This window comes from Chryseobacterium sp. AG844 (genome assembly GCF_003182335.1).
Taxonomy (GTDB): Bacteria; Bacteroidota; Bacteroidia; order Flavobacteriales; family Weeksellaceae; genus Chryseobacterium; species Chryseobacterium cupriresistens.
The window spans coordinates 420885-447266 of sequence record NZ_QGTV01000001.1; the positions used below are offsets into that span (position 1 = coordinate 420885).

Here is a 26382-nt window from a genome sequence, read left to right on the forward strand (position 1 = left end):
AATCACACAAATCTAATCATTTTTTATTATTAATTTATAAGTACATTTATGTTTTTTTTATAAAAAAATAACAAATTAACTACTTATGATCTAAATAAAGAAATCCCCGGGAAGTTCCGGGGATTTACTAATATTTAAAGGTTATCTTTATTTCTTGATAAATTTAGATTTGAACTGTTCAATTCCTTTATCATCAATAGTAATTATATAACCACCTTTCACTAAAGCTGAAACATTTACTTTTCCATTATTGATATTTCCTCTGTCTACTAATTGTCCGGCAGCACTATAAATTTTATAAGTTGCTTTATCTGAAACTTTAGTAATATTTAAAACATCAGTTGCAGGATTTGGATAAATCTGAATACCATTATTTTTAACATCGTTTTCAGAAGTAGAAAGGTTACCTGTGATAACTACATTATAATCCTCAACCTCACCATCGAAAAGTTCTCCACAAACATAATCTGAAGGTAATGATAAACCAATGTTACCTCCTCCAGTTCCAGCACCTACATAGAATGCTACAACTCTCATTCTTAATGGCTGTCCTTCTACTGCATTCGCTGGAATTGTAACGTTTCCGCTTACTACAGTTGATGGCTGCGTTAATGTTACAGGATAATTCAATACTCTTTCTGAATCACTGAAAACACCATCTTTGTTAAAGTCTATAAATGCAGCTACCGTATCATAATCAGCACTACCGGAGTTCCCTACAGTAACAGACATAGGGTAAACATTCCCTTTTGTTAAGTTAATTTGAAGTGCTGTATTTGTTGTATAGTTTGTATATGTACTATTTACAGAAGTGTTATTTACATTCGCAAGTGTCACATTGGCAATATACTCATAGTCTGAACTTGTTGAAGCAGCTGCGCAGTAAGCAAGTGCAGGTGTACTGAAGTTTACGGATGTAGAATATGTTCCTACTGTAGTACCACAAACTAAAGCTACCTGAACTTCATACGTTGTACCATCAATTAAGTTACTTAAGTTGATTGAAGGAACTGCTGTATCAGCTTCAGTCCATACAGTTGTACCTACTTTTCTGTAACGTACTTTATAAGTTGCGCCTGTATAAGACATCCAGGATACACTTCCTGAAGACACTGTAATGTTACTTACAACAACGTTAGTTGGAGCAGCACTGCTACAAGCAGATAGAGGTGCAATACTTACAGGTCCTACCGCATAGAAAACATTTCCTATTGAAGAAACTCTTACTTTAATTGTCTGACCGTTCAATGAAGAAGGGAAAGTGAAGTTTTCGGATCCGTCATTAGGTGTTGATGCTGATAATACCGTCCAGTTTGTACCGTTATCTGTAGTATAGTCAATTTTTACGTTTGTAACATTATAAGGAGCTGCATTGGTATTGGCAACAATCCACTGAATTGGCGTTGGCGTATTCACATCAGCATATTGGTTAGCTAATCTGAAAGGACCATTATCTCCTACAACAATAGTCTGAATTTTAAAAGCAGATTGCTGTTGGGCTACATTGGAATTATTATCTCTTACCGTTAATGCAAAATTTGTAGTTCTTGCCTTAGTAGATACGGCTTCCCATGTATTGTTCGCATTATTTAATACTCCGTTCATTACAGAAGTAAATTTCGGGAAGTATCTTGTCGGGCTTGCGTTTGGAGCAGCAGATCTGAATGAAGCTCCTGATGTTGTATTTCCTAAATTATACTTATCAATAGAAACTGAAGCATTATCTACCTCTTCCCAGGAATAAGTCATTGGATCATTTTCAGGATCTGTAGCAGAACCTGTTAAAGCAAAAGCAGTACCTTTAGGTATAGTATATGTTGGAAGATCAGCAATTACCGGTGGATTGTTAGTAATTGTAGTTTCTACATCACAAGTTTTTGCAATTAAATTAGCCTGTACCTGACCGATACTTGCTTTATGGAAATAAGGATCAGAGTTTTGCTGAACATCTGTATCAGGGCCGGTAATACCTGCATATCCCATGATGGTAGTTCCTGAACCTGGTTCCATATTTACTCCGCTTCCTTCAAGATTATGAGAGAAAGTATGGTTAGCTCCTAACTGGTGCCCCATTTCGTGTGCAACATAATCGATATCAAAGGCGTCACCAGACGGAATTCCATTCGCCGGAGAAGTAAATCCTGAACCTTTTCCTTTAGGAACTGTAGTTGTAGGATTGATACATACACACCCGATACATCCGGCGTTTCCTCCACCTCCTGATTTACCGAACAAGTGTCCGATATCATAGTTTTCGTTTCCAACATTGGCTGTCAAAGCTGCTTGCAGCTGTGTGTTCCAAGCCCCTTGTGATCCCGTTGCAGCTGCTGCATATGGATCGTTATTAGGATCAATATAAATTACATTTGGGAAATTCTGTAAATTCAAATGCAGAGCAAAATCTTTTTCAAAAACTCCGTTTACTCTGGTCAGAGTATTGTTGATAGCAACTAATGCAGGAGCTCTTTTCTCGGCATCTGTAGCAGTGGCAGGCACGTTTGCAAGTGTCATAAAGTATTGTGTATACTCACCTGTAACAGACATTGCCAGTCTCATTGTTCTGTATTTCTTATCAGAACTTTTGTTAAAAGTTGTTGGCTGATTAGAAAAAGACTGCCCATTTTTCAATAAAGCATCTATTTCCTTCTTAGCAGCAGGAGATTCTTCTGTAGAACACAGGAAACCGTTCTTATCCTTTTTTGTTTTAGGATGAACAGCATAAATCGTTTTGTCTGCTGATGCCGGATCGATAAATTCATATTTATCTCCATGGATAATCATTGACTGAAAATCGTTAGGAGCGATACTGAATCTTAAGTATTTGGTAGGGTCATCGACACTTGTTCCAACATAAGATCCTAATTCATACTTGTCTGCCAGTTCTTTTACAACTACCGGAAAACTGTATACATTAAACCTTTCAATCTTCCCGCTCATAGTAGGAAGAGAAATTACTACAGGAGTGGAATTAGCTCCCATTTCCTGTGCATTCTTCAGCTGAGATCTCAGTAAGTTCAGGTCCAGTTTATAGTACCCGTTACCTCTTACATTAGATTGATCTACTCTAAATCCTGTACTTCTTTTGTTGTCGTCTCCTTTTTTAAGAGAAGTAGGTGTCCATTGCCCGAACACTGCCCCTCCTATGCAAGTTAACATTAAAGCAGTAAATACTCTTTTCATAAATTAAAACACAATTATAATTTCCGCCAAATATAGCTATTTTATAAATCAAACAAATGAAATAACTTAATATTTTTTAATATTATACATCTAAAAAACATATTCATTAAAAAAAACACAAATCAAAGAATATGATTAATTTTATATTCTATATATTGTACAATTCAAGAATTATAATTTATATAAATTATAAGTAACATTTATTAAAAAAAATACAAACTTTAGAACAATCTAAAGTTTGTATTTTATGTATTTTAAAACTTATGTATTACTATTTTTAGAACTTATAAGCAATATTCCATGCAAACCCCATATTAAACTTTGAGGAACTTCTTCCAAAACCGGGAACGATCATTGGAGAAATATCATCCTGTTTGGAAGTGTAAACCATATATCTTGGCTGAAGATTTACATCTATATAAAAATTGGAACTAAACAATTGCACTCTGCCCCCCAATGTACCTTCAAGCCAGAAAGAAGACTGAGAGGATGAAGGAAATGCTTCAGAGGAACTGCTTCCCCCAAATCCGCGAACGGGAATTGCCATATATTCCTGGTTATAGAATGATCCTGCTGCTTTTCCACCAGCATAAAATCCGTTGAATTCATTCTCTGCATCTTTTGCCAGCATATAGAAAGCCCCCAACTTAACGAAGGGACCGCTTGCTTTTGCATCATAACCATTCTTCTGATACACATTCTTTTCAAAACCTGCTTCCGCAATAGCATGCAGATTTCCTTTTATCTTTGACGAAATAAATCCCTGATACAGTTTTCTGTCTGAAAAGAATCCGGCTCCGGTGTTCAGAACATCAAGGCCAACCATAAAATTGGGTTCATATTTCTCATGAACTTTCTTTTCTGCTTCCTTTTTTTTCTCTTGTGCCCAGTTTATTATTCCCAATAAACTAAAAAGAAAGGTAAAGATTAGTCTTGTCTTCATTCTCTATTTGATTTTGCCCGGCTTCCAGTTTCAGAACAGGATTCGGAGTTACTAATTCTGAACTTAAATTCTCATAAGATTTTTTGATTCCGCATCCCGGAGATACATAGGTAGACTTTGTACTATAGCTGATTCTTACATGAGACTCCGGGCCTTTGAATCTGGTTTTGAAATAAACATCCGTATAGGGTGAGTTGTCTACACGTAAAGGAATTAACCTGGAATCAATGTTGGCAAGTTTTCCCAAATCCACCTTTCCTCCACCATAGTCTACTGATACATACAATGTATCTATGGTTGTATCCTTTCCTTCCGCCAATGTTCTGAAACCTACCTTCATTCTGGGAGTTCCTTCTCCGCTTTCACAGATATCATCATCTCCGCCACAGGAAAAAAGCATTCCTAAAAAGCAGATTGCTATGAGAAATTTAAAGTACTTCATATTAAGATTTGAAATTCAAATTTAAATAATTTATTTTTTAACAAGCAATGCAATGTTCTCAACATGGTGCGTTTGCGGGAACATATCTACCGGTAAGATCTTTACTAAAGTATAATGATCTTTCATCAGGGCAAGATCTCTCGCCTGTGTTGCTGAGTTACAACTTACATAAACTACTTTTTCAGGTGACAGTTTTAAAATCTGCTCTACAACCTTCTGGTGCATTCCATCTCTTGGAGGATCCGTGATTAACACATCTGCTTTAGGATGATTCGCCATAAATTCATCATTGAAAATATCTTTCATATCTCCACAATAGAACGTTGTATTTGTCAATCCGTTCAATGCGGCGTGTTCTATAGCTGCGTCTATGGCTTCCTGTACAGATTCTATTCCAATCACCTGTTTTGCATTTCTTGCTACATACTGGGCGATTGTTCCTGTTCCGGTATAAAGGTCATACACTACTTCATCTCCTTTAAGATCTGCAAACTCCAATGTTTTTCTGTATAGCTCCAGTGCCTGTTTGTAGTTGGTCTGAAAGAATGATTTCGGACCGATTTTAAACTGCAGTCCGTCCATTTCTTCCATAAGGTATCCTTCCCCGAAATATACATTGATATTTAAATCATAAATAGAGTCATTCTGCTTAGGATTAATAGCATATACCAATGTTTTAATCTGCGGGAATTTTTCTAATAAGAATTCAAAAAGTTTTTCTCTGTTTTCTTTTTCTTCTCTGTAAAGCTGGAAAAGAACCATCCATTCTCCTTTGGAGTTCTGTCTCATCATTAAGGTTCTTAAGAATCCTTCCTGATTTCTCACATCAAAAAAGTCAAGGCCAGTATTAACGCCATATTCTTTTACAGCCAGTCTAATGGCATTGGAAGGATCTTCCTGAAGGAAACACTCTTTCAAATCAAGAATCTTGCTCCACATTCCCGGAATATGAAAACCTAAGGCATCTTTGCTCCCGAAATTTTCTTCGGAGCTTATTTCATATTGAGTAAGCCATCTCGCATTAGAGAAGGAAAACTCCATTTTATTTCTATAAAAATATTGTTCTTCAGACCCTAGAATCGGAACCGTTTCAAAGTCATCAATTCCTCCGATCCTTTTGATATTATTATAGACTTCTTCCTGTTTAAAATCAAGCTGTTTTTCATAGCTCATATTCTGCCACTTGCATCCTCCGCAAGTACCAAAATGAATACATTTAGGCTCAACTCTGTAAGGTGATTTTTCAAGAACTTCAATTGCTTCGCCTTCATAGTATTTAGACTTTGCTTTTTTCACTCTCACATTCACAATATCACCTGGAATGGCGCCTGTTACCATTACCGTTTTACCTTCCTCTGTTTTTCCTATTGCCACGCCTTTTGCTCCGGCAGTCAACAATTTTATATTTTCAAGAGTCAGATCTCTTTTTTTCTTCCTACTCATTCTAAAATTTTCTATTTTCCTAATTGAAACTTTAACGTTCCGGTTTGCAAAAATACAATAAAAAAAACCTTATCCGAAGATAAGGTTTCTATACAGTGTTAAAGTTTATTATTTTGTTGGAGCCGGCTGTGGATTTGCTTGCTGTGGGGCTTGCTGCATTGCAGATGGATCAAGCTGCAGTTGTGGCTGCATTTGCGCATTCGGATCTACTTTCGGAGCAGAAAGACCTGTCAGTTTATCAAGAATTGTCACCAATTCCTGCTCACCAAGGTTGACGAAAGATCTGCTGGCAATTTTACCGTCTTTATCAATGATTACAAAGCAAGGTAATTTGAATCCGTATACCCCATATTTCTTAGCGATATCTGAGTTCAATCCTCCTTCTCCGTAAACATTTACTCCCTGAATTCCTTTTAATAAAGAATTACTTGTTTTAATGAACTGGTCTTTTGTATCATCAACGTTTACAAAGACAAAATTCATTTTAGACTTATAGAAGTTTACGACTTCTTTTAATACAGGTACTGTAGCTTCGCTAATGTAAGGGTTCCATGAAGCATAGAAGAACAGCATATAAGGTTTCCCTTTGTTTTCAGAAAGCTTGTAAGCTTTTCCGTCTTGTTTTGCTAAAGCGGCTTCGGGAGCTGCCTCTCCGATTTTAAGTCCTGTAATCGCTACCTGCATTTTTAAAAGGTCGCTTTTAATGGTAGCATCTTTAATATCTGAATCGATGATCTTCTTAATTTTGTCGATATTAGCAGCCGGAGTTGTTGGATGAATATCAGCCTGAGCCATTACAAATGCAAGAAGATAATCTTTTGTTGTTTGAGATAAATCTTTTTTAGTTTTTAAATATTGGGCAAACATCTCAGAAGTTGTAATACCTGTTTTTCCTTTGCTGTTTGCTTCAGCATATTTCTGGAAATCAGGAGTCATTTTTACCAAAAGATATTGTCTGTAAAGAGGAATGGTTTTCACCATTGCTTCTTTGTCTGTTTCTAACTGGGTTTCGTAATCTTTAAAAGCTTTAGAAGATTTGTAAGAAGGGTTTCCGGACATTGGGCCGTGAGACATTTCATAGTTGGCAAGCAAATTAAGAATGGTTACTTTCACATCATTTTTTTTCCACTCTAATAGTCCTTTGCTTGGATTATTTTTCTTAGCAAGGTCATCCACGTTTTTATTAATATCCGCTTCAATTTTATGCATTCCTTTCAAAAATGCAGCTTCATCTCCTGCCATCAAAGCGCCTAAGTTAACTTTATTACCATACTCAGCTAAAAATTTCTGAGAAGCTGTAAGGAAATCATTATTCTTTTTAGCATCTCCGGTAATCACATATTCATTTGGGAAGGTAGCTCCGTTTCCTGAGATATTCACTTTTTGTCCTCCTTCAAGATAGATCAGGCTTTGTCTGCCTGCGTAGTTGATTACGTACATCCCATCCTTGGGAGCATCAAAACTTCCTGAAAAGTTTCCGTCTTTATCGAGACCTATATTAATTAAAGGCAGGGTTCCTACTCCTGAAGCTTCTACAAATTCAATTCTTTCCAATGGTGAGCTTCCGGTAATTTTTCCTTTTACTTCTACTTTTTTTGAACAAGACATCACAAAGAATGTGATGATAAACAATAAAAGATATTTTTTCATTTCAATTTTTAATATTACACAAAAATACGCTTTTTAGGGCTTGCTAATTCACACTAATTATTTTTTTTAAAAATTTTATTATTACCGTTCAAAAGGGGTATTCCAATTATTGAATGACACCTTTTTGATGGTAAAAAGCATTTGAAAGCTTTTTCATTAAAACGATTCAACTACCTTTCAAATATATAGTTTATAAATAAAGAATGACGAAGATCCGGCCATAAGTTAACAAACTTTAACAGAGTCTTCTTTTTCATAAAAAAATCGCCTCCAAAAATGAAGGCGATTTTCTATGTATCAGAATCAATTCTATCCTTGATCTACAAGAGCAGCCATGTATTCTCTGTTCATTCTTGCAATGTTTTCAAGAGAAATACCTTTAGGGCATTCTACCTCACATGCTCCGGTATTTGAACAGTTTCCGAATCCTTCCTCATCCATAGCTTTCACCATGTTCAGAACTCTTCTCTTAGCCTCTACTCTACCTTGTGGAAGTAATGCATACTGAGAAACTTTTGCTCCAACGAATAACATTGCAGACCCGTTTTTACATGTCGCTACACAAGCACCACACCCGATACAAGCTGCTGCATCCATTGCTTTATCTGCATCTTCTTTAGGAACAGGAATAGCGTTAGCATCCAAAGTATTACCGGAAGTGTTCACAGAAATGAAACCTCCTGCTGCCATTACTCTGTCGAATGCGCTTCTGTCTACCATCAAGTCTTTGATAACAGGAAAAGCAGCACTTCTCCAAGGTTCAATAACGATAGTCTCTCCATCTTTGAACATTCTCATGTGAAGCTGACAAGTTGTGATACCTGTATCAGGTCCATGAGCTCTACCATTGATGTAAAGAGAACACATACCGCAGATTCCCTCACGACAGTCGTGGTCGAAAGCGATAGGTTCTTTTCCTTCGTTAATTAAATTTTCGTTCAGGATATCTAACATCTCTAAAAATGAAGAGTCTGTAGATACATCTGATATTTTATAGGTCTCAAACTGACCTTTAGTTTTACTATTTTTTTGTCTCCAAATTTTCAGCGTAAGATGTAAGCCTTTTTTTGCACTCATAATGTTATATTTATAGGTTGGAGATTATTTATAACTTCTAGTTTTAACCTCGATGTTCTCGTAGATCAGTTCTTCTTTATGCAACACTTCCGCGTTGATATCGTCTCCCTGATATTCCCAAGCTCCGACGTATTTGTAGTTTACGTCATCTCTTTCCGCTTCTCCATCCGGAGTTGAATGGTCTTCACGGAAATGTCCACCACAAGATTCGTTTCTGTGTAGTGCATCGATAGCCATTAATTGTCCAAGCTCAAGGAAGTCTGCTACTCTGAATGCTTTCTCAAGCTCAGTGTTCATTCCTTCTCCTTCTCCCGGAACTTTTACGTTTTTCCAGAAGTTGTTTCTTACTTCTTCAATTTCCTTAATCGCTTCTCTTAACCCTTCAGGAGTTCTTCCCATTCCTACCTTATTCCACATAATGTTTCCTAACTGCTTGTGGAAATAGTCTACAGAGTGAGTTCCTTTATTGTTTAAGAAGAAATTAATTTTCTCTTTAATTCCTTTTTCAGCCTCGTCAAATGGTGCTGAATTGGTAGGAATAGTTCCTGTTCTGATATCTGCAGAAAGGTAATCTGCAATCGTGTAAGGAAGTACAAAATATCCGTCAGCAAGCCCCTGCATCAATGCAGACGCACCTAATCTGTTTGCCCCGTGATCTGAGAAGTTAGCCTCACCGATTACGAAACATCCAGGGATCGTAGATTGAAGGTTATAATCAACCCATACACCACCCATTGTATAGTGAACAGCAGGATAGATCTTCATTGGAGTTTTGTAAGGATCATCAGCTGTAATTTTTTCGTACATTACGAATAAGTTACCATACTTCTCCTCAACCCACTTTTTACCAAGATCATAGATCTGCTGATCTGTAGGATTATGAATATGTTTTTCGATAGCGGCTTCTTTACCTTTTTTCATGATCTCTGTAGAGAAATCAAGGTAAACACCTTCTTTAGTATCATTATTTTCAATTCCGTATCCGGCATCACATCTTTCCTTAGCAGCTCTGGAAGCTACGTCTCTAGGTACAAGGTTACCGAATGCAGGATATCTTCTTTCCAGATAATAATCTCTATCTTCTTCTTTAATATTTTCAGGTCTTAATTTGCCTTCTCTGATCGCTACTGAATCTTCAATTTTCTTAGGAACCCAGATTCTTCCTGAGTTTCTTAATGATTCAGACATCAAAGTCAGTTTAGACTGCTGTGTTCCGTGAACTGGGATACAAGTAGGGTGAATCTGTACGTAGCATGGGTTTGCGAAGTAAGCTCCTTTCTTATGGATTTTCCACGCAGCTGAAACGTTAGATCCCATTGCGTTGGTAGAAAGGAAATATACGTTTCCGTATCCTCCTGAAGCAATTACCACTGCGTGAGCAGAGTGTCTTTCAATTTCTCCTGTTACAAGGTTTCTTGCAATAATTCCTCTTGCTTTTCCGTCAACAATAACAAGATCCAACATCTCATGACGGTTGTACATCTTGATTCTTCCTTTACCGATCTGACGGCTCATTGCAGAATAAGCACCTAATAATAACTGCTGTCCGGTTTGTCCTTTTGCGTAGAAAGTTCTTTTTACCTGAACCCCACCAAATGAACGGTTATCCAACTGGCCACCGTAATCTCTTCCGAAAGGAACCCCCTGGGAAACACACTGGTCAATAATATTTGCAGAAACTTCAGCTAATCTGTAAACGTTAGCTTCTCTTGCTCTATAGTCACCACCTTTGATGGTATCGTAGAATAATCTGTAAGTAGAGTCACCATCTCCCTGGTAATTCTTAGCTGCGTTGATCCCTCCCTGAGCTGCAATCGAGTGAGCTCTTCTTGGAGAATCCTGATAGCAGAATGCTTTTACGTTGTATCCTTGCTCAGCTAATGTAGCTGCAGCAGAACCTCCTGCCAAACCTGTACCTACAACAATAATATCAATTTTATCTCTGTTGTTTGGTGCAACAAGGTTCATATGGTCTTTATGATTTTTCCACTTGTCTTTAAGAGGACCCGCTGGAATTCTTGAATCTAATTTACTCATATTAGTATATTGATATTATTGAGTTATAAAATGGAAAACTGCTACGATGATGAATCCTGCAGGAATAAGAATTGAATACCATTTCCCGAAAGCTTTGATCACCGGCGTATATTTTGGATGTCTGGCACCGATAGACTGGAATGAAGACTGGAATCCGTGAGCTAAGTGTAACCCTAACAAAACAAAAGAGATTACATATAAAGCCACTCTCCAAAGATCAGCAAACTTTTCATGAAGCTCAGGCCAGAAACGTTCTGCATCAGGAGTCAATCCTTCTACATACTTGTAATTCATTTCGTGTAACCAGAAATCATATAAGTGAAGCGCCAAGAAAGCTAAAATAACAGCTCCTGAAATAATCATATTTCTGGACATCCATGAAGAATTCACTGATGCGTTGTTTGCTGCATACTTTACCGGACGCGCTTTATTATTCTTGATCTCAAGCACAAATCCCATTATAAAATGGAAAATTACTGCAAAACCAAGAATAGGCTGCATTAAGAACTGCACAAAAGGATTATAGCCCATAAAGTCGGATGCTGTATTGAATGCATCTTTGTTTAGAACTGATAACAAATTGGTTGTCAAATGCAGTATAAGAAAAATCAGCAAAAACAGAGCTGATAATGCCATAGCGTATTTTCTACCTATCGTAGAACTCGTTAAACCTGCCATATAAGTTTAAATTTGAATTTCCACAAAATTAAGAAAGTTTAACAATATCGAAAAGTGAGAAATCTCACAAATAGACAGTTTGTAATCTTTCTAAATAAGATTTTCATCCGTTATAAATACAGGAAAATGGCTAAATTCAGAACCGTTATTTCAGATCATAAGTCTTATCTCTGAAAACTACTTTTTGAATGGAGGGTGAGAAGGTTTTTATTTCAAAACGATCTACTCTTCTGGAAGCACAATATGGGTTGACTATATACTGTAAAATCTTCGTCTTATTTTTCATATCCGGAATCCAGAAACATACTCTGCTACCATTTTTTACTGAAAAAATCCAGCTTTTATTAAAACGATGAACCAATATCTCTTCTTTCTGATTTTCAAAAGCCGTGATTCCGCTTCTTATCATCAGAAAGAGTAAAACTGCCATCACCAAGCTCATCCTATTTTTCACATTGAATTTCAGAATAGCCGGCCTTAACCAATATACAAACACAGATGCAGAAATCACTTCTATCCCACTCATTGGAATATTTTCAAAGAAAAGAAAATCAACCTCAGCAAACCAGTGGATCATCTTCAGCAGAACCTGAATAACTTCATCATACACACTGTTTATAAGATCAAAATCAATTCCCAAAGAAATAAGACCGGTCATTACAAATGAAAAGACAATGATGATCTCAGAAAAAGGAACAATAACAACATTGGCAATAATTGATATAAATGAAAACTGATGAAAATAACAGAGCACCAGAGGAAGTGTTGCCAGCTGTGCTGATAGACAAATTGTAATGGTGTTATACAAAAGTTTTTCGATATCACTATTCTGTTTTGGAAAGCATTTCAGCAATGGCTGATTCAACCAGTAAATTCCCAAAACAGCCAGAAAGCTAAGCTGAAAACCCACATCAAAAAGCTGCTGGGTATCTCCAATCAGAATAAAAAAAGCAGATAAAGCAAGTGAATGAAGAAGATCCGGTTTCCGCTGGAGCAAAACGAAAATAAAATAAACACTCAACATGATACAGGACCGCAATACTGAATTACCCAATCCGATAAAAGCGGCAAACACCCAGATGAAAATCAAACTGAGAATAACCGCATATTTTCTGAGCTGTAAAACAGTAAAACGAATCAGAAAAAAATAGAATATCCCAAAAACAACCACAATATGAGTTCCGGAAATGGCCAGAAAATGAACCATTCCTGATCTATTGAAATCTCTGACGGTGCCAGCATCAATCTCTGTTCTATCGGCCAGAATAATAGCTTTTAGAAATTCTTTAGTTTTTTCTGAAATTGCTGTCTTATCTATTTTTCTAAGAACCTCAAACCTGTATTGTTTAAGCCGGTCTGCCCATGTTAAATCATTCCGTTCCGCAGAAACAATTCCTTCTGAAATATAAATCTGGTAATGAATATGCTTCCTTTTCAGGTATTGGGCATAATCGAACTGAAAATCATGTGTTGGCGCCTGAGGTTGCGTAATATAAGCCTCAGTTTTGTAGTAGTGAATAAAATCCAGTTCTTTCCTGTCTTTTGGAATATAAAAAATTGAATTGAAACAGGTTCCTTCTGCCTGTATTACGCCTTCATATTTTCTATACTTTTCAGAAGAATTTAATTTCTGAGAGATCTTAAATGTAACTGTTTCATGTTTCTTTATCAGAAGCTTATCGTCTGACAAAGAGGTATTATAAAAATGAAGAATAATGCCTCCTCCAAACAATAGGAGCATCAGTAAAACAGTTTTGGTTTTATGTAGAAAATAAGAATGAAAGCAGATTACAACAAGCAGAACCAAACAAGTTACAGCAACCCCATCAATAAAATATTCTGCCAATGCTATTTTATCCTGAAAAAGAATTCCAAGAATAAAACATACTGCCAGAATAAGAAGAGGCTGCTTGTTCAATTTCCATTAATTATCCTTTTAAAATAAGTGATTAAAGGAGAATTTATAAACTCTTAAAGAACTAAATAAGTGCTTTGTCTTCATCAAAAATGTCAACAGAACGCTTTATTTTTTGTTTTAAAAATTAAGTTTGAAAGTATATTATTTCTTTTTCAGAAATTTATCCGTCAAACGCTTCGTTTCTTTGATATAAAATAAAGGATCTTTACCGTAATCTTCATATTTGAAATCACCTGCTTTTTTAGGAACAGCAGGCTCTATTTGTGTTCCTTCATGCCATTCATTGAATGATGTAATTCCAATAAATTCCGGTTTTACCCTAATAGCTGCATCAAACAACTTCTCATAATATTTTCCGTTATCTCTGCTTTTGAAATTAGCTTCATTCCATGGGCGGATTCTTGTATCGGAATAACCAGGACCTACACACGGAATAAAAATCAGATGATGATCTTTAGCAAATTTGGCCATAAAATCCCAGTTGTCTGCTGTACTTCCATACACAAACCCTTCACTGGCAAAATAAGTGTAGAAACCGTCAAAACCAGATTTATTAAAGAATTTAGCATCATCTTTCTCCACCCAAAGCCCGATATAAAGTGCATCTAAATCTGTGTTTCTAACTGTTCCCTCGCCATTTTTGGATAATATTTTCATCCATTCTTCTTTGGGGATTTTATAACTGTCATAGACATAAAACAAAGGCTTCCCTTCTTTTTTATAGAAAGCATGATGATGAGAGTAGGTTTTTACCAGATAAGAAAGCTGTTCTTTTAATTCTGATGTATTTTTATAGAACGGCTCAATATGAAAGGCAATTTTTAAATCAAAGCGATCTGCAATATCCAGATATTTGATAAGACTTTTATCCGTGAACGAATCTTTTCCCAGCCAGCTTACCACCACCACTCCCACCCCGGAGTCTTTGATCATTTTCATGTGCTGCTCTATGATTTTTGTGTCATTCGAGCTATAATTTCCAAGCGCCGGGTAAAAATTAGCACCAATATCATCTCCTCCCGTGTGATGGCCCAGATTATTCCATTTCGGATTGCTCCAGTGAGGAAGGATCTCATGATTCCAGTGCTGATAACTTCCGTCCGTTGCAGGATTTCCGTACCAGCCGTAATAAAATATCTGGATTTTATCTCTTTTATCGTTCTGCTGGGCAAAACTGTTTGAGAAAAATAATGTAAACGTTAATAATAGGAGAAAACGGCTAAAATAATTCATAGTTACAATGTAGATTAAATTCTCAAAAGCATTTGATAAATACTATACTTTCAATATTACCTCAGCAGCATGCTCACTTGCGCCTTTTCCACCTAGCTTTTCTCTAAGAAGGTTATAGTCATTCAGAACCTGTTCTCTTTTCTCTCCAGCTATGATTTTATTCAGTTCTTCTACCAGATTTTTAGTATTCAGATCATTCTGAATCAATTCTTTTACGACTTCTCTGTCCATAATCAGATTAACCAGAGAAATATAATTGATATTTTTCACCAATCTTTTAGCAATGGCGTAAGAAATTTTACTTCCACGATAGCAAACCACTTCAGGGATATTCAGCAAAGCTGTTTCCAGCGTTGCAGTTCCGGAAGTCACAAGAGCTGCCTTTGAGCATCTTAGCAGATCATAAGTTTTATTGGAAACAAAATGAACATTATCATCTACATATTTCTGATAAAATTCTTTTGGTAAACTTGGCGCCCCGGCAATGACAAACTGGTAATTTTTAAAATGCGATCTTACGGAAAGCATGATTTCAAGCATTTTTTCCACCTCCTGTTCTCTGGAACCGGGCAGCAATGCTATGATTTCTTTTTCGTTCAATCCATGCTCTGACTTGAATTTTTCAATACTGATTTCCTGCAGATCCGAAATAGCATCCAGCAAAGGATGACCTACAAAATGAGAGTGAACGCCGTGTTTTCTGTAAAAATCTTCTTCAAAAGGAAGAATCACCATCATTTCATCCACATACTTTTTGATAATTTCTACGCGGCCTTCTTTCCACGCCCAAAGCTGCGGAGAAATATAATAAACAACTTTAATTCCCAACTCTTTGGCAAATCTTGCAATTCTCAGATTGAATCCCGGATAATCTACCAGAATCAGGACGTCAGGTCTGTTTTTCTGAATATCCTCTTTACAGAATTTGATATTATTCAGAATAGTACGGAGGTTCATCACCACTTCCAGAAATCCCATAAAAGCAAGGTCACGGTAATGTTTTACCAGAGTTCCTCCCTGAGCTTTCATCAGGTCGCCACCCCAAAATCTGAATTCCGCTTGGGGATCCTTGTGTTTTAAGGCTTTCATCAGGTTGCTTCCATGCAAATCACCGGAAGCTTCTCCTGCAATAATATAATATTTCATTTCTATAGTAAGGATAGAGAACAAATTAAGACAGATATGATCTTAATTCGTAAATTTGTTCAAAGATAATGATAAAAAATGTCAGAAGAATTTGAAATCCGGAATAAAGTTGCAGAAAGCGGCCTTATCAATTTTGACCTTACCACTTTACTGCCAAAAGGGGAAAGAAAAGGTATTGACCTTAAAGATTTCCTTTTTCAGGAAATGATCCTTAAAGAAAAGGATTTTCGTGAAAAGGTAGATGCAATCGATACGGAACAATATAAAGATACTTATATATACATCTACAATTCTGTAGATACCATTATTCCTCTTTGGGCTTATTTTGTTTTAACTGCAAAACTTACAGATGTAGCTAAGAAAATAGTTTTTGGAAGTCGTGAAGACCTGGAAGTTATTTTAATGCATAACGCCATCCAGACTCATGATTTTGAGGAAATGAGAGGAAAGAGAGTCCTTGTAAAAGGATGTTCAGATAAAGAAATTCCTGAAAATGCTTATATTGAATTGGTAGAACAATTAAAGCCAATAGTAAAATCCCTGATGTTCGGAGAAGCCTGTTCTAATGTTCCTATTGTAAAGAACTAATATGAACAAATCTTTATCAGCCGTATTTTTATTTATTATTTTTCTTGGTATCTATTATTGCGGGAGTTTTTCAAAAATTCCTTTTGCTGACTGTGTAGGATTTGTGCTGAGTGCAGAAAAAGGCATATGGGAAACAACCGCTACCGCAACCAGTCACTTTTTATATATTAATACTGTTATTTTCATTAAAAATCTCGCAGGCATCAACGCTATTGAAGCAAGCAGGTTTTTAGTAGTTTTTTCAGGAGCAGCCACAGTTTCTGTCATTTATCTTACGGTGAAAAGTATTTCAAAAACAGAATGGGCATCTATTACAGCTGCTTTTGTATTCGGCTTCAGTTTTACCTTTTGGAGAAATGCGGAAATCGTGGAAGTATATACTTATAATTCGCTTTGGGTAAGCCTTTTTTTCTTTTCGGTTATCAAAAGTTTTACGGAAAACAAGAGAGTCTATATTCTGTTAAGCAGTTTATTTCTAGGGGTAAGCTTATGGGTACATATTCAGAATATCCTTCTGATTCCTGCTTTACTGATCTTTTTATTTTATTTCAGAAATGAAAAAAAATATGCAGCCGCTTCATTATTGATTTTTATTCTGCTATTCGGTTCTTTATTCATCTTGAATATTTCCCAGGGACTTCCTTTCAAATCTCCTTATAGTTCTGACCAGGGAACTTGGGTAGAAGACTCCCTGAAAAAAGACATCATTCAATACATAAAGGATTTCTTTCAATCTTTCGTATATCTTATTTATAATTTCAATCTGTTTATATTTTTTGGTATCGCAGGTATCCTGTCTCTGTACAAAACCAACAGAAAAATGTTTTTTGTTTTTGCTGCGGGGGCCGTATGTGTATATGGGTTTTCAACGTTTTATGCGGTATCAGACAATTACGTTTTCTTTCTGCCTTTCAATGTCATTTTTGCTTTGTCTATCGGCTACGGTCTTTCTTCTGTCAAATATGCCCATCTTAGAAAATTTTCATGGGTCTGCCTATTGATTCCTGTAGGATATCTTCTACTGTATAAAGTCATTTTTTTAACTGAGAAAGGAAAAGAATTTCATTCATTTAAGGAGTATAAAGGCGGACTCTCTTATTATGTACTTCCTTGGATGAATAACAATGTAGGTATTCTGGAGTTCACCATTGATAAAAAACAGGCACCGGAACCCATTGAATGGATGACCGCTAGTGCAGCAGAATATATAAAGCTGTTAAAAAGCAGAGGGCATACAGAAGAGCAGATCAGAAAACTTTAACAATATTTGTGAAAGCCGGTTATTTTCTGAGGCATATTTTTTGATAACTTTGGTTTACTTAATACTAAATAAACACAAAAATGAGTTTAATTGACCTTCTTACAGGGAACACCGGCAATCAGGTTGCTGAACAGGCTGAGAACAAATTCGGAATCAGCAAAAATCAGGTAATTGCCCTATTAGCCGTTGCTGCACCTCTTATTATTTCTTATCTTAGAAATAAATCTCAGGATGCTAAAGAAGCGGAAGCTTTAAATAATGCTTTAGATAAGGACCATAACGGCAGTATTTTAAATGATGCTTCACAAATTGAGGCAAGACAGGCTGAAGGCGGATCGATCCTTGATCATATCTTTGGTGGGCAAAAAAGTACTGTTGAAAACCAATTATCACAGAATACAGGAATTTCAATAGACAAAATTGGTCCTATCCTTGCGATGCTGGCACCTGTAGTTATGGGCTATATCGGACAGCAGAAACAACAGAGTAATATAGGAGCAGGCGGCTTGGGAGATCTTTTAGGAGGAATTCTTGGAAACGCTTCCAATCAGGCTCAATCCCAGCAGTCTAATCCTTTGAATGACATTCTTGGAAGTGTTTTGGGAGGTGGAGGACAATCTCAATCATCAGGAAATCCTCTGAACGATATACTGGGAAATGTGTTGGGTGGCGGAGGAAACCAACAACAAGGCGGCGGCGGACTAGGCAGCATCCTTGGCAATATTTTAGGTGGTAAATAATTAATTTAATTTTCATAAAAAAGACCGGAGGTATGATCTTCGGTCTTTTTATTTTGATTACTTTTTAGATTTTTCTTCAGAAGCTGCAAAAGATTTTGAGGCTTTTTTAGGTCTTCTTTTACCATAACTTCCGGAATTAATTTTTCCTCTTCTTGATTTTTTGTCTCCTTTTCCCATAGTATTATGTATTTGTTGTTCTACGAATTTAGAAAATACAATACTAAAATCCAATTAATGAAGCTGTTAAAGTTTTATAAATTAGGGAGGGAAGCTGTAGAACTCCATCACCCACGCTTTCTACACTTTTATTGTCTTCCATTTTCCTTTTTTAAATAAGATAAAGGCAACAATGGTAATCAATGTTTCTGCGGCTGGAATTGATATAAAAACTCCTTTTGGCCCCATATCAAGATATTTTGATAAAAAATAGGCCAGCGGAATCTGAAACAGCCAGAAACCGAAAAGATTAACCCATGTAGGAGTCCATGTATCACCAGCTCCATTGAATGCGTTGATCATCACCATCCCGATTCCATAGAAAATAAATCCTATACTCATAATCTGAAGGGCATTTTTAGCAAAATCTTTAATCGCCATTTCCTGAGTAAAAAAGCCTACTAAAAAATTCCCCATAAAAAGAAAGATCAGACTTACGATCAGCATAAAGATGACATTATATTTCACGGTTTTCATCACCGACTGTTCCGCTCTCAACATTTCATTCGCTCCCATATTCTGTCCTACCAATGTAGAGGCAGCATTACTCAAACCCCAGGCCGGAAGCATAAAGAACATCATCAGTCTTAAAGCGGTCTGATAACCTGCCGATGCATTCTCTCCTCCTGTAGTTGCTACCAGTTCTGCAAGAAAAATCCAGCTGCACGAAGCAATGACAAACTGAAAAATGCCGGGAGTTGCAATTTTTATAATAGATTTGATTAATCCGTAATTCGGTTTAAAATAAGAAATCAGAATACGGATCTGAGTATCCGCGACCAAAAGATGGTACAGCTGATAAATTACCCCAATACTACGTCCGATTGTTGTTGCCAAAGCAGCTCCCGTAAGCCCCAAAGCAGGTACAGGTCCCAATCCTTTTATCAGAATCGGACAGAGAATGATATTCGCAATATTCGCGATCCATAAACTTTTCATAGCAATCATAGCATTTCCGGCTCCTCTGAAAATCCCATTAATTAAAAATAAAAGCATAATGATCGTACTGCTTCCCATCATAATTCTGGTAAAATTCTTCCCATAAGCTGCTGCCTCTGGTTTTGAGCCCATCAGGATCAGGATTTCTTCTGCATAGATGACTCCCAGTAAGCTTAAAACAAAAGTAACCGCAAAAGAAACCAGCAATACCTGCGCAGCACTTCTGGAAGCCTGTTCCGGGTTTTTCTCACCAATTCGTCTTGCTACCAATGCTGTTGCCGCCATACTCATCCCAATCGCAATAGAATACATTATGGAAAGTACAGATTCGGTAAGCCCTACCGTTTGAATCGCAAAACCGCTTTCTTTCAGATGGCCGACAAAATAAAGATCCACAAGAGCAAATACGGATTCCATTGCCATTTCCAGCATCATGGGAATGGCTAAAAGCAGGACAGCACTTCTAATATTCACTTTCGTAAAATCGGTCTCTTCACCGCTGAATGCTTTTTTCAAAAATTCAATATATCGTGTCATTTCACAATTAATAATTTATGTAATTCCAAAAATACAAATCCAATTATTAGAAAAACTTAGCAATTGGTAATAAAATTTAATTTAGATTTGTATATTCTTAAAAATTATCCTTATGAAAAAAATAATCTCTACTATCTTTCTATTTGGAATGTTACTGTCTGGCAGTATGTTATCTGCCCAGAAGATGACTCAGGAAAAGATGAAAGCCATTTATTCTGATGATATAGCAACATTTAAAAAACAGTTTGCTCCGGGAGATTACAACAAATGTTTCCTTGTGGGAGATATACTTTATTCACCCCTTGGCTTCAGTGTAATGTCTGACAGAAAGAATATTATCAACTTCCTTTTGGACAATAAGGCTAATGTGAATAAAAAATGTCAGAACAAAACACCTCTTGAAGTAGCTGATGAAACAAAAGGCAGTGAAGAAGTAAAGAGAATTCTGATCGCAAAAGGTGGTAATAGAATTTAAAAATATCTAAAAACAATATATGAAACTTCCGAAAGGGAGTTTTTTTTATTTATAAAACCTGCAAAAATCTTATCTTTGCCAACGAAAAATTCAAGGTCCGGAACTGGACCTTAAACATTGAACTTTAAACAAATAATTATGTTTCGATCACACACCAACGGAGAGCTATCTCTGAAAAATCTGAATGAAGAAGTTACACTATCAGGATGGGTACAGACTATCCGTGATAAAGGATTTATGATTTGGGTAGATCTTCGGGATCGTTACGGAATTACCCAGCTGGTTTTTGACCAGGACCGTTCTTCTGCACAATTGATGGAAGAAGCTAAAAAACTGGGCCGTGAATTTGTGATTCAGGCTACCGGAAGAGTTATTGAAAGAGTAAGCAAAAACCCTAATATTCCAACCGGGGAAATCGAAATTCTGGTAGAGAAACTGACAATTCTGAACGATTCTCAGCTTCCTCCCTTCACCATTGAGGATGAAACGGATGGTGGTGAGGAATTAAGAATGAAATACCGCTATCTGGATATCAGAAGAAATCCGGTAAAAGATAAACTGATCTTCCGCCACAAAATGGCACAGAAAGTAAGAAATTATTTATCTGACGAAGGTTTCATTGAAGTGGAAACCCCTGTTTTGATCAAATCTACTCCGGAAGGTGCAAGAGACTTTGTGGTACCAAGCAGAATGAACCCGGGGCAGTTTTATGCGTTGCCACAATCACCACAGACTTTCAAACAGCTTTTGATGGTAGGTGGAATGGATAAATATTTCCAGATTGTAAAATGTTTCCGTGATGAGGATTTAAGAGCAGACAGACAGCCGGAATTTACACAGATCGACTGCGAAATGGCTTTCGTAGAGCAGGAAGATGTCATGAATGTATTTGAAGGAATGACTAAAACTCTTTTAAAAGACATTACCGGTCAGGAATTCGGAGATTTCCCAAGAATGACTTTCGCAGATGCGATGAGAAAATACGGAAATGACAAGCCGGATATCCGTTTCGGAATGGAGTTCGTAGAATTGAATGAACTGGTAAAAGGAAAAGATTTCAAAATATTTGATGATGCAGAATTAGTAGTAGGAATTAATGTAGAAGGATGTGCAGACTATACAAGAAAGCAGATTGATGAACTTGTGGATTGGGTTAAACGTCCTCAAATTGGTGCTTCAGGAATGGTTTGGGCAAAATTCCAGAATGATGGTGTAAAAACCTCATCGGTAAACAAATTCTACAACGAGGAAGATTTAGCAAAAATCATCGAAAAATTCGGGGCAAAAGAAGGTGACTTGATGTTGATTCTTTCCGGAAACGAAAATAAAGTAAGAGCTCAGCTTTCAGCATTAAGAATGGAACTTGGAAACCGTTTGGGATTAAGAAAAGGAAATGAGTTTGCTCCACTTTGGGTAGTAGACTTTCCGCTATTGGAATGGGATGAAGATACCGGAAGATACCATGCAATGCACCACCCGTTCACCTCTCCGAAGCCAGAGGATATCCACTTACTGGAAACTGATCCTGGTAAAGCAAGAGCTAACGCTTATGATATGGTTCTGAACGGAAACGAAATCGGTGGAGGATCTATCAGAATTTTTGACAGAGATCTTCAGTCTAAAATGTTTGATTTATTAGGATTTACCAGAGAAGAAGCAGAAGCTCAGTTCGGATTCCTTATGAATGCCTTCAAATACGGAGCACCACCACACGGAGGTTTAGCATTCGGATTTGACCGTCTGGTAGCTATTCTTGACGGAAATGAAGTGATCAGAGATTACATCGCTTTCCCTAAGAACAATTCAGGACGAGATGTAATGATTGATGCACCTGCTTCTATTGCAGATGCACAGCTCGACGAACTGGAATTACAATTGAACTTAAAAGCATAAATGTAAAGCGGGATTTTCATCCCGCTTTTTTTATATTCCCATACAGCCTTAAGTTCACTTTGAGCTTCCTGATATTTTATACTGACAATACTATTTTGAAAAACAAATCTTAATCAAGTAATATTATTTAGAATCAAAAAACATTACAAATTTTACTATAATTTATCAATTTAGTAGCAAAACAAACTTTACACTGGTAAAATATGCATTTTTACATACTATATCAAACATTCATGAAATAACTTAATTCATAATTTAATAGTAAAAATTAAATCAAACCAATTGAATCAACGAAATAAATACATTTTTCAAATAAAAAAAACAACAAATCAATCATTATATTATGTTATATGTAAATATGATTTTTATTAATATATTTACGTTACACAGCTGAATTATAATGAAGACTTAATCAAAACTTAGGAGTTGATGTATTTTTATAATCTCATGCGTATGATAATAATATAGCTGTTCATATTTTAAACCTTGATCACCAAACAAATATTAAATAATATGAAAAGCAAACTATTACTATTATCAGGATGCCTTGTTCTGGCCCTGAATTCATGTAGATCGGATATTGAAAATCCACAAACAGATTCAATCGACCTTACAACGACTAAACAAGACAATGCGAAGATTCACAAATTATTAATTGACGGAAAATACACCTATATTAATGAAGTCAATGGCGAATATTTCTATGCAGATGATATAACAATCAGTACCGAGCAGTTTAATAAATTAAAAAGCCTGGCTAATTCAGAAATATCCACAGCTCAAAAAAGTACTATTGTAAGCTCATTTATTAAGACGTGGCCGAATGCCACAGTCTATTATACATTACCCAGCCAGGGAACTATGAGCACTCAGAATTATAATACGTTCCTTACCAATATCAGCAAAGCGTTTGAGATGATCTCGTCTCAAACCACTATGCAGTTTGTTCAACGTACCAATCAAACAGAATACATCACCTTTACTTATACAACTTCCAACAGCTCTCCACTTGGATGGCAGAAAAACAGAGTTAACGGTATTAAGATTTATAATATCACGTATCCCGCCATTATCGCTCACGAAATAATGCATTCTATGGGAATCATGCACGAGCAGTGCCGCCCGGACAGAGATCAGTACATTATTGTAGATGTTAACAAAGCCGTAGAAGGGAGCCGCCATAACTTTAATATTTACAATGATTACGCAGGATATGGAGCTTTTGATTTCGGTTCAGTCATGATGTATCAGTCTACAGACTTTGCTATAAACCCAAGCCAGCCTGTAATGACTAAGCTGGACGGATCCACTTTTACCAAGCAAAGGACAGGACTGTCTGCCGGTGATTATGCCGGAATCAATCATTTATATGGTCCTGTTAATGCCAGTTCTGCCATCAACGGTACTTATACGATGACAACAGCTTTAGCGAATAATAAAAATGTAGATATTACCGGAAGTTCCACTACAGATGGCACCAGTATAATTTTGTATTCAGCTTCCACAGGAAATAATCAGAGGTTTACTTTCAGTAAATCAGATCATGGGTATTATATCATCAAATCTATACTGGATCCTTCAAAGGTGCTAACCGTAAGAGGTAACGGAACAACGAATGGAACGGCTGTTGAATTAAGAACCAATGTTAATGCCGATTCTCAGAAATGGTTATTATTCAACTTAGGAAATAATGGCTTTGGATTTGCTCCCAAAAATGCTCCGGCATTGAGATTAGAGGTAAAAGATGGCTTAACAACCAATCTTACCCCTATTGTAATCGGCACTACAGATCAAACGGTTCAGCCTTCTACAAAGCAGCGCTTTACACTTACAAAAGTTAACTAAGTTTTTTCCATACAATAAAGAGGTTAGAAAATATTTTCTAACCTCTACTGTTTATAAGATCAATATATATTGCCTGGCATAAAACTATTTGCTGATCAATTTCAACATCTGCTCCCTTCCCGGCCCTGTCGACAGATACGCTACAGGAATTCCCAATTCTGCTTCCAGAAATGATAGAAACTCATTCACTTCTTTTGGCAGCTCTGAAGGGCTTCTCATAACTGAGAAATCAGCATCCCAGCCATTCATCCACTTCAATACAGGTTTTCCGTTTTCAGGAAGTAAACCTGAAACATCCACTGTTTTTCCATCTTCCAGTTCATAATGGGTACAGATTACTACAGATTTTAATCCGCTCAAAACATCTGCTTTTGTCAGAACCAGCTGGGTAACTCCGTTGATCATTACCGCATATTTTAAAGCAGGCAGATCAAGCCATCCTATTCTTCTTGGCCGGCCTGTGTTGGAACCAAATTCATTTCCTTTCATTCTGAGATCATCTCCAAATTCATCTAAAAGTTCCGTTGGAAATATACCATTTCCCACACGGGTGCAATACGCTTTCGCTATTCCGTAAATATCACCGATCTTTTTCGGTGACACACCTAAACCGCTACTCGCGCCTGATGCTGTCGTTGAGGAAGACGTTACATACGGGTACGTACCATGATCAATATCCAGCATTGCTGCCTGAGATCCTTCTGCCAATACTTTTTTACCTTCAGATAAAGCTTTGTTAATATAAATTTCAGTTTCTGTACAATTGAATTTTTTAAGGAATTCCACCGCATCAAAAAACTCTTTACTGATTTCTTCTAAAGCAGGCAAAACAATCATTCCTCCTTCTTCCAGCATTCTGTAATCTCTATCCAGAATATGCTGTGCCCTGCTTTGAAAATCTGATGAAAATATATCTCCTGCTCTCAGGTTCTGTCTTAATATTTTGTTTGAATACGCCTGGGCAATCCCATTCTTTGTAGTCCCGATCGTAGTATACTCACGACTTTCTTCCATGAAAATATCCAGAAGCTTATGCGTTGGCATTACCAGGTGTGCTTTTTTGGAAATAATGATATTGTTTTCCGGCTGAATGGTTTTATCAAATACCTGAAGATTCAGAATTTCTTTTTTAAAACTTACAGGATCAATAACAGTTCCCGTACCAATCACATTCTGTACTTCTTTCATAAAGATTCCCGAAGGAATCATTTTAAGCGTTATTCTGCGCCCATTTCTTTCAATGCTGTGCCCAGCATTAGATCCGCCGTTAAAACGAGCTGTAATGTCGTAATTTTCACTGATCAGATCAATAAACTTTCCCTTTCCTTCATCTCCCCATTGTAGTCCTAATACAATATCCATATTCGTACTTTAAATTTTATGAAGCAAAGCTATGGCAGTCAGCAGGAAAGACCATTGTCATTTGACAAAAAGAGATTTATGAAATGTTTGAAGTTTGAAAAATCGACAAACTCTATTGCCCCTGCACGCTCATTAAGATCATCTATCAATTATCATTTATCAATAATAATTCTAGACAATATTTCTCCTGATCCTGCTCAGTGAAGACGGCGTAACACCTAAATAAGACGCCAGCATAGACTGCGGAACCCTGTTGGCAAGGCCAGGATAATGATTTAAAAAATGAATATAACGGGATTTAGCATCCTGGTTCAGCATGATACTTGCCACCTTCAGTTTATTCTCTACAACAAAGGCGTGGATCCTTGCAAACAGAATCGGCCATACTGTGATTTTCTCTTCCAGAATTTTAAAATGTTCACGGTCAATCACCAGTAATACAGCATCGGTAATCGCTTCAATATCTTCATGCGCGGGCAGTTGATCCGTAAAGCCCTGAAAATCTCCGATAAATCGCCCTTCGTAAATAAAATACCGTGTGAAATCGTCACCTTGCTTGTTGTAATACAAAGACCGGAAAACCCCTTCCTTCACAAAGGCAATTCTCTGACTTACTTTCCCGGCTTCTATAAAAGGCTCTCCTTTTTTTACTGTCATTTCCTGAATTCCTTCAGCAATCAGCAGCTCGTCCTGAGGATTCAGTGTTCCGAATTTTTTGATATAAGTAAAAAGCTCTTCCATATTTTGATATAACCACGGATTGCGGAAAGATAAAGATA

At 36.7% G+C, this 26382-nt stretch carries 21 protein-coding genes; 6 read left to right on the forward strand and 15 right to left on the reverse strand.

The features are described 5' to 3' along the window. Window positions 1-147: 147 nt before the first annotated feature. From DEU40_RS01845 to lpxB, 11 genes are all read right to left on the reverse strand, one after another. Window positions 148-3180: a reprolysin-like metallopeptidase gene (locus tag DEU40_RS01845; protein ID WP_110008257.1), complete on the reverse strand. Its 3033-nt coding sequence runs from the start codon at window positions 3178-3180 to the stop codon at window positions 148-150. Window positions 3181-3457: 277 nt separating this feature from the next. Then, complete coding sequence (locus DEU40_RS01850; protein WP_110008258.1) at window positions 3458-4123, reverse strand: DUF6048 family protein; 666 nt, start codon at window positions 4121-4123, stop codon at window positions 3458-3460. Continuing rightward, window positions 4089-4565 carry a hypothetical protein gene (locus tag DEU40_RS01855; protein ID WP_110008259.1) on the reverse strand — a complete coding sequence of 159 codons (477 nt, stop codon included), beginning with the start codon at window positions 4563-4565 and terminating at the stop codon, window positions 4089-4091. Before DEU40_RS01855 ends, DEU40_RS01850 begins: the two co-directional genes overlap by 35 nt. A gap of 30 nt (window positions 4566-4595) precedes the next feature. Then, window positions 4596-6008: a 23S rRNA (uracil(1939)-C(5))-methyltransferase RlmD gene (gene rlmD, locus DEU40_RS01860; protein WP_110008260.1), complete on the reverse strand. Its 1413-nt coding sequence runs from the start codon at window positions 6006-6008 to the stop codon at window positions 4596-4598. Between the two features lie 108 nt (window positions 6009-6116). Beyond that, the gene (locus DEU40_RS01865) at window positions 6117-7658 is read right to left on the reverse strand and encodes a TlpA family protein disulfide reductase (protein WP_110008261.1); all 1542 of its coding nucleotides are present in this window, start codon (window positions 7656-7658) and stop codon (window positions 6117-6119) included. A gap of 309 nt (window positions 7659-7967) precedes the next feature. Continuing rightward, window positions 7968-8735, reverse strand: a complete 768-nt coding sequence (locus DEU40_RS01870) for a succinate dehydrogenase/fumarate reductase iron-sulfur subunit (RefSeq protein WP_062675785.1) — start codon at window positions 8733-8735, stop codon at window positions 7968-7970. Between the two features lie 24 nt (window positions 8736-8759). Next, a complete protein-coding gene (locus tag DEU40_RS01875) occupies window positions 8760-10772 on the reverse strand; it encodes a fumarate reductase/succinate dehydrogenase flavoprotein subunit (RefSeq protein WP_110008262.1) in 2013 nt (670 codons plus the stop codon). Between the two features lie 15 nt (window positions 10773-10787). Beyond that, window positions 10788-11450 carry a succinate dehydrogenase cytochrome b subunit gene (locus DEU40_RS01880; RefSeq protein WP_110008263.1) on the reverse strand — a complete coding sequence of 221 codons (663 nt, stop codon included), beginning with the start codon at window positions 11448-11450 and terminating at the stop codon, window positions 10788-10790. Between the two features lie 145 nt (window positions 11451-11595). After that, on the reverse strand, window positions 11596-13368 hold the full coding sequence (locus DEU40_RS01885) for a ComEC/Rec2 family competence protein (RefSeq protein WP_110008264.1): 1773 nt from the start codon (window positions 13366-13368) through the stop codon (window positions 11596-11598). 141 nt (window positions 13369-13509) lie between these two features. Next, window positions 13510-14601, reverse strand: coding sequence for a glycoside hydrolase family 99 protein (locus tag DEU40_RS01890; RefSeq protein WP_110008265.1), 1092 nt, complete (start codon window positions 14599-14601; stop codon window positions 13510-13512). 42 nt (window positions 14602-14643) lie between these two features. Continuing rightward, window positions 14644-15747: a lipid-A-disaccharide synthase gene (gene lpxB, locus DEU40_RS01895; RefSeq protein WP_110008266.1), complete on the reverse strand. Its 1104-nt coding sequence runs from the start codon at window positions 15745-15747 to the stop codon at window positions 14644-14646. Between the two features lie 78 nt (window positions 15748-15825). Between lpxB and DEU40_RS01900 the strand changes: the two genes are divergently transcribed. The 3 genes from DEU40_RS01900 (at window position 15826) to DEU40_RS01910 (ending at window position 18336) form a co-directional block, all read left to right on the forward strand. After that, a complete protein-coding gene (locus DEU40_RS01900) occupies window positions 15826-16335 on the forward strand; it encodes a DUF2480 family protein (RefSeq protein ID WP_110008267.1) in 510 nt (169 codons plus the stop codon). 1 nt (window position 16336) lies between these two features. Further along, window positions 16337-17596 (forward strand): protein O-mannosyl-transferase family, encoded by a 1260-nt coding sequence (locus DEU40_RS01905; RefSeq protein WP_110008268.1) that lies wholly within the window; start codon window positions 16337-16339, stop codon window positions 17594-17596. A gap of 80 nt (window positions 17597-17676) precedes the next feature. Further along, window positions 17677-18336 carry a DUF937 domain-containing protein gene (locus DEU40_RS01910; RefSeq protein ID WP_110008269.1) on the forward strand — a complete coding sequence of 220 codons (660 nt, stop codon included), beginning with the start codon at window positions 17677-17679 and terminating at the stop codon, window positions 18334-18336. 57 nt (window positions 18337-18393) lie between these two features. Here DEU40_RS01910 and DEU40_RS01915 read toward each other — a convergent pair whose 3' ends face one another. Next, the gene (locus DEU40_RS01915) at window positions 18394-18513 is read right to left on the reverse strand and encodes a 30S ribosomal protein THX (RefSeq protein ID WP_065119703.1); all 120 of its coding nucleotides are present in this window, start codon (window positions 18511-18513) and stop codon (window positions 18394-18396) included. Between the two features lie 120 nt (window positions 18514-18633). Then, entirely contained in the window at window positions 18634-20028 is a 1395-nt protein-coding gene (locus DEU40_RS01920; protein WP_110008270.1) for an MATE family efflux transporter, read from the reverse strand. Between the two features lie 112 nt (window positions 20029-20140). Here DEU40_RS01920 and DEU40_RS01925 point away from each other — a divergent pair, with 112 nt between their 5' ends. The 3 genes from DEU40_RS01925 to DEU40_RS01935 all read left to right on the forward strand — a co-directional run bounded on the left by DEU40_RS01925 (window position 20141) and on the right by DEU40_RS01935 (window position 24241). Then, on the forward strand, window positions 20141-20503 hold the full coding sequence (locus DEU40_RS01925) for an ankyrin repeat domain-containing protein (RefSeq protein ID WP_137905203.1): 363 nt from the start codon (window positions 20141-20143) through the stop codon (window positions 20501-20503). A gap of 138 nt (window positions 20504-20641) precedes the next feature. Further along, window positions 20642-22396: an aspartate--tRNA ligase gene (aspS, locus tag DEU40_RS01930; protein WP_110008272.1), complete on the forward strand. Its 1755-nt coding sequence runs from the start codon at window positions 20642-20644 to the stop codon at window positions 22394-22396. 513 nt (window positions 22397-22909) lie between these two features. Continuing rightward, complete coding sequence (locus DEU40_RS01935; protein WP_110008273.1) at window positions 22910-24241, forward strand: M12 family metallopeptidase; 1332 nt, start codon at window positions 22910-22912, stop codon at window positions 24239-24241. An 84-nt stretch (window positions 24242-24325) separates the two neighbouring features. On the opposite strand, the gene DEU40_RS01940 is transcribed toward DEU40_RS01935, so the two are convergent. After that, on the reverse strand, window positions 24326-25603 hold the full coding sequence (locus tag DEU40_RS01940; protein WP_110008274.1) for an adenylosuccinate synthase: 1278 nt from the start codon (window positions 25601-25603) through the stop codon (window positions 24326-24328). A gap of 171 nt (window positions 25604-25774) precedes the next feature. Further along, the gene (locus tag DEU40_RS01945; protein WP_110008275.1) at window positions 25775-26344 is read right to left on the reverse strand and encodes a Crp/Fnr family transcriptional regulator; all 570 of its coding nucleotides are present in this window, start codon (window positions 26342-26344) and stop codon (window positions 25775-25777) included. Window positions 26345-26382 lie beyond the last annotated feature (38 nt).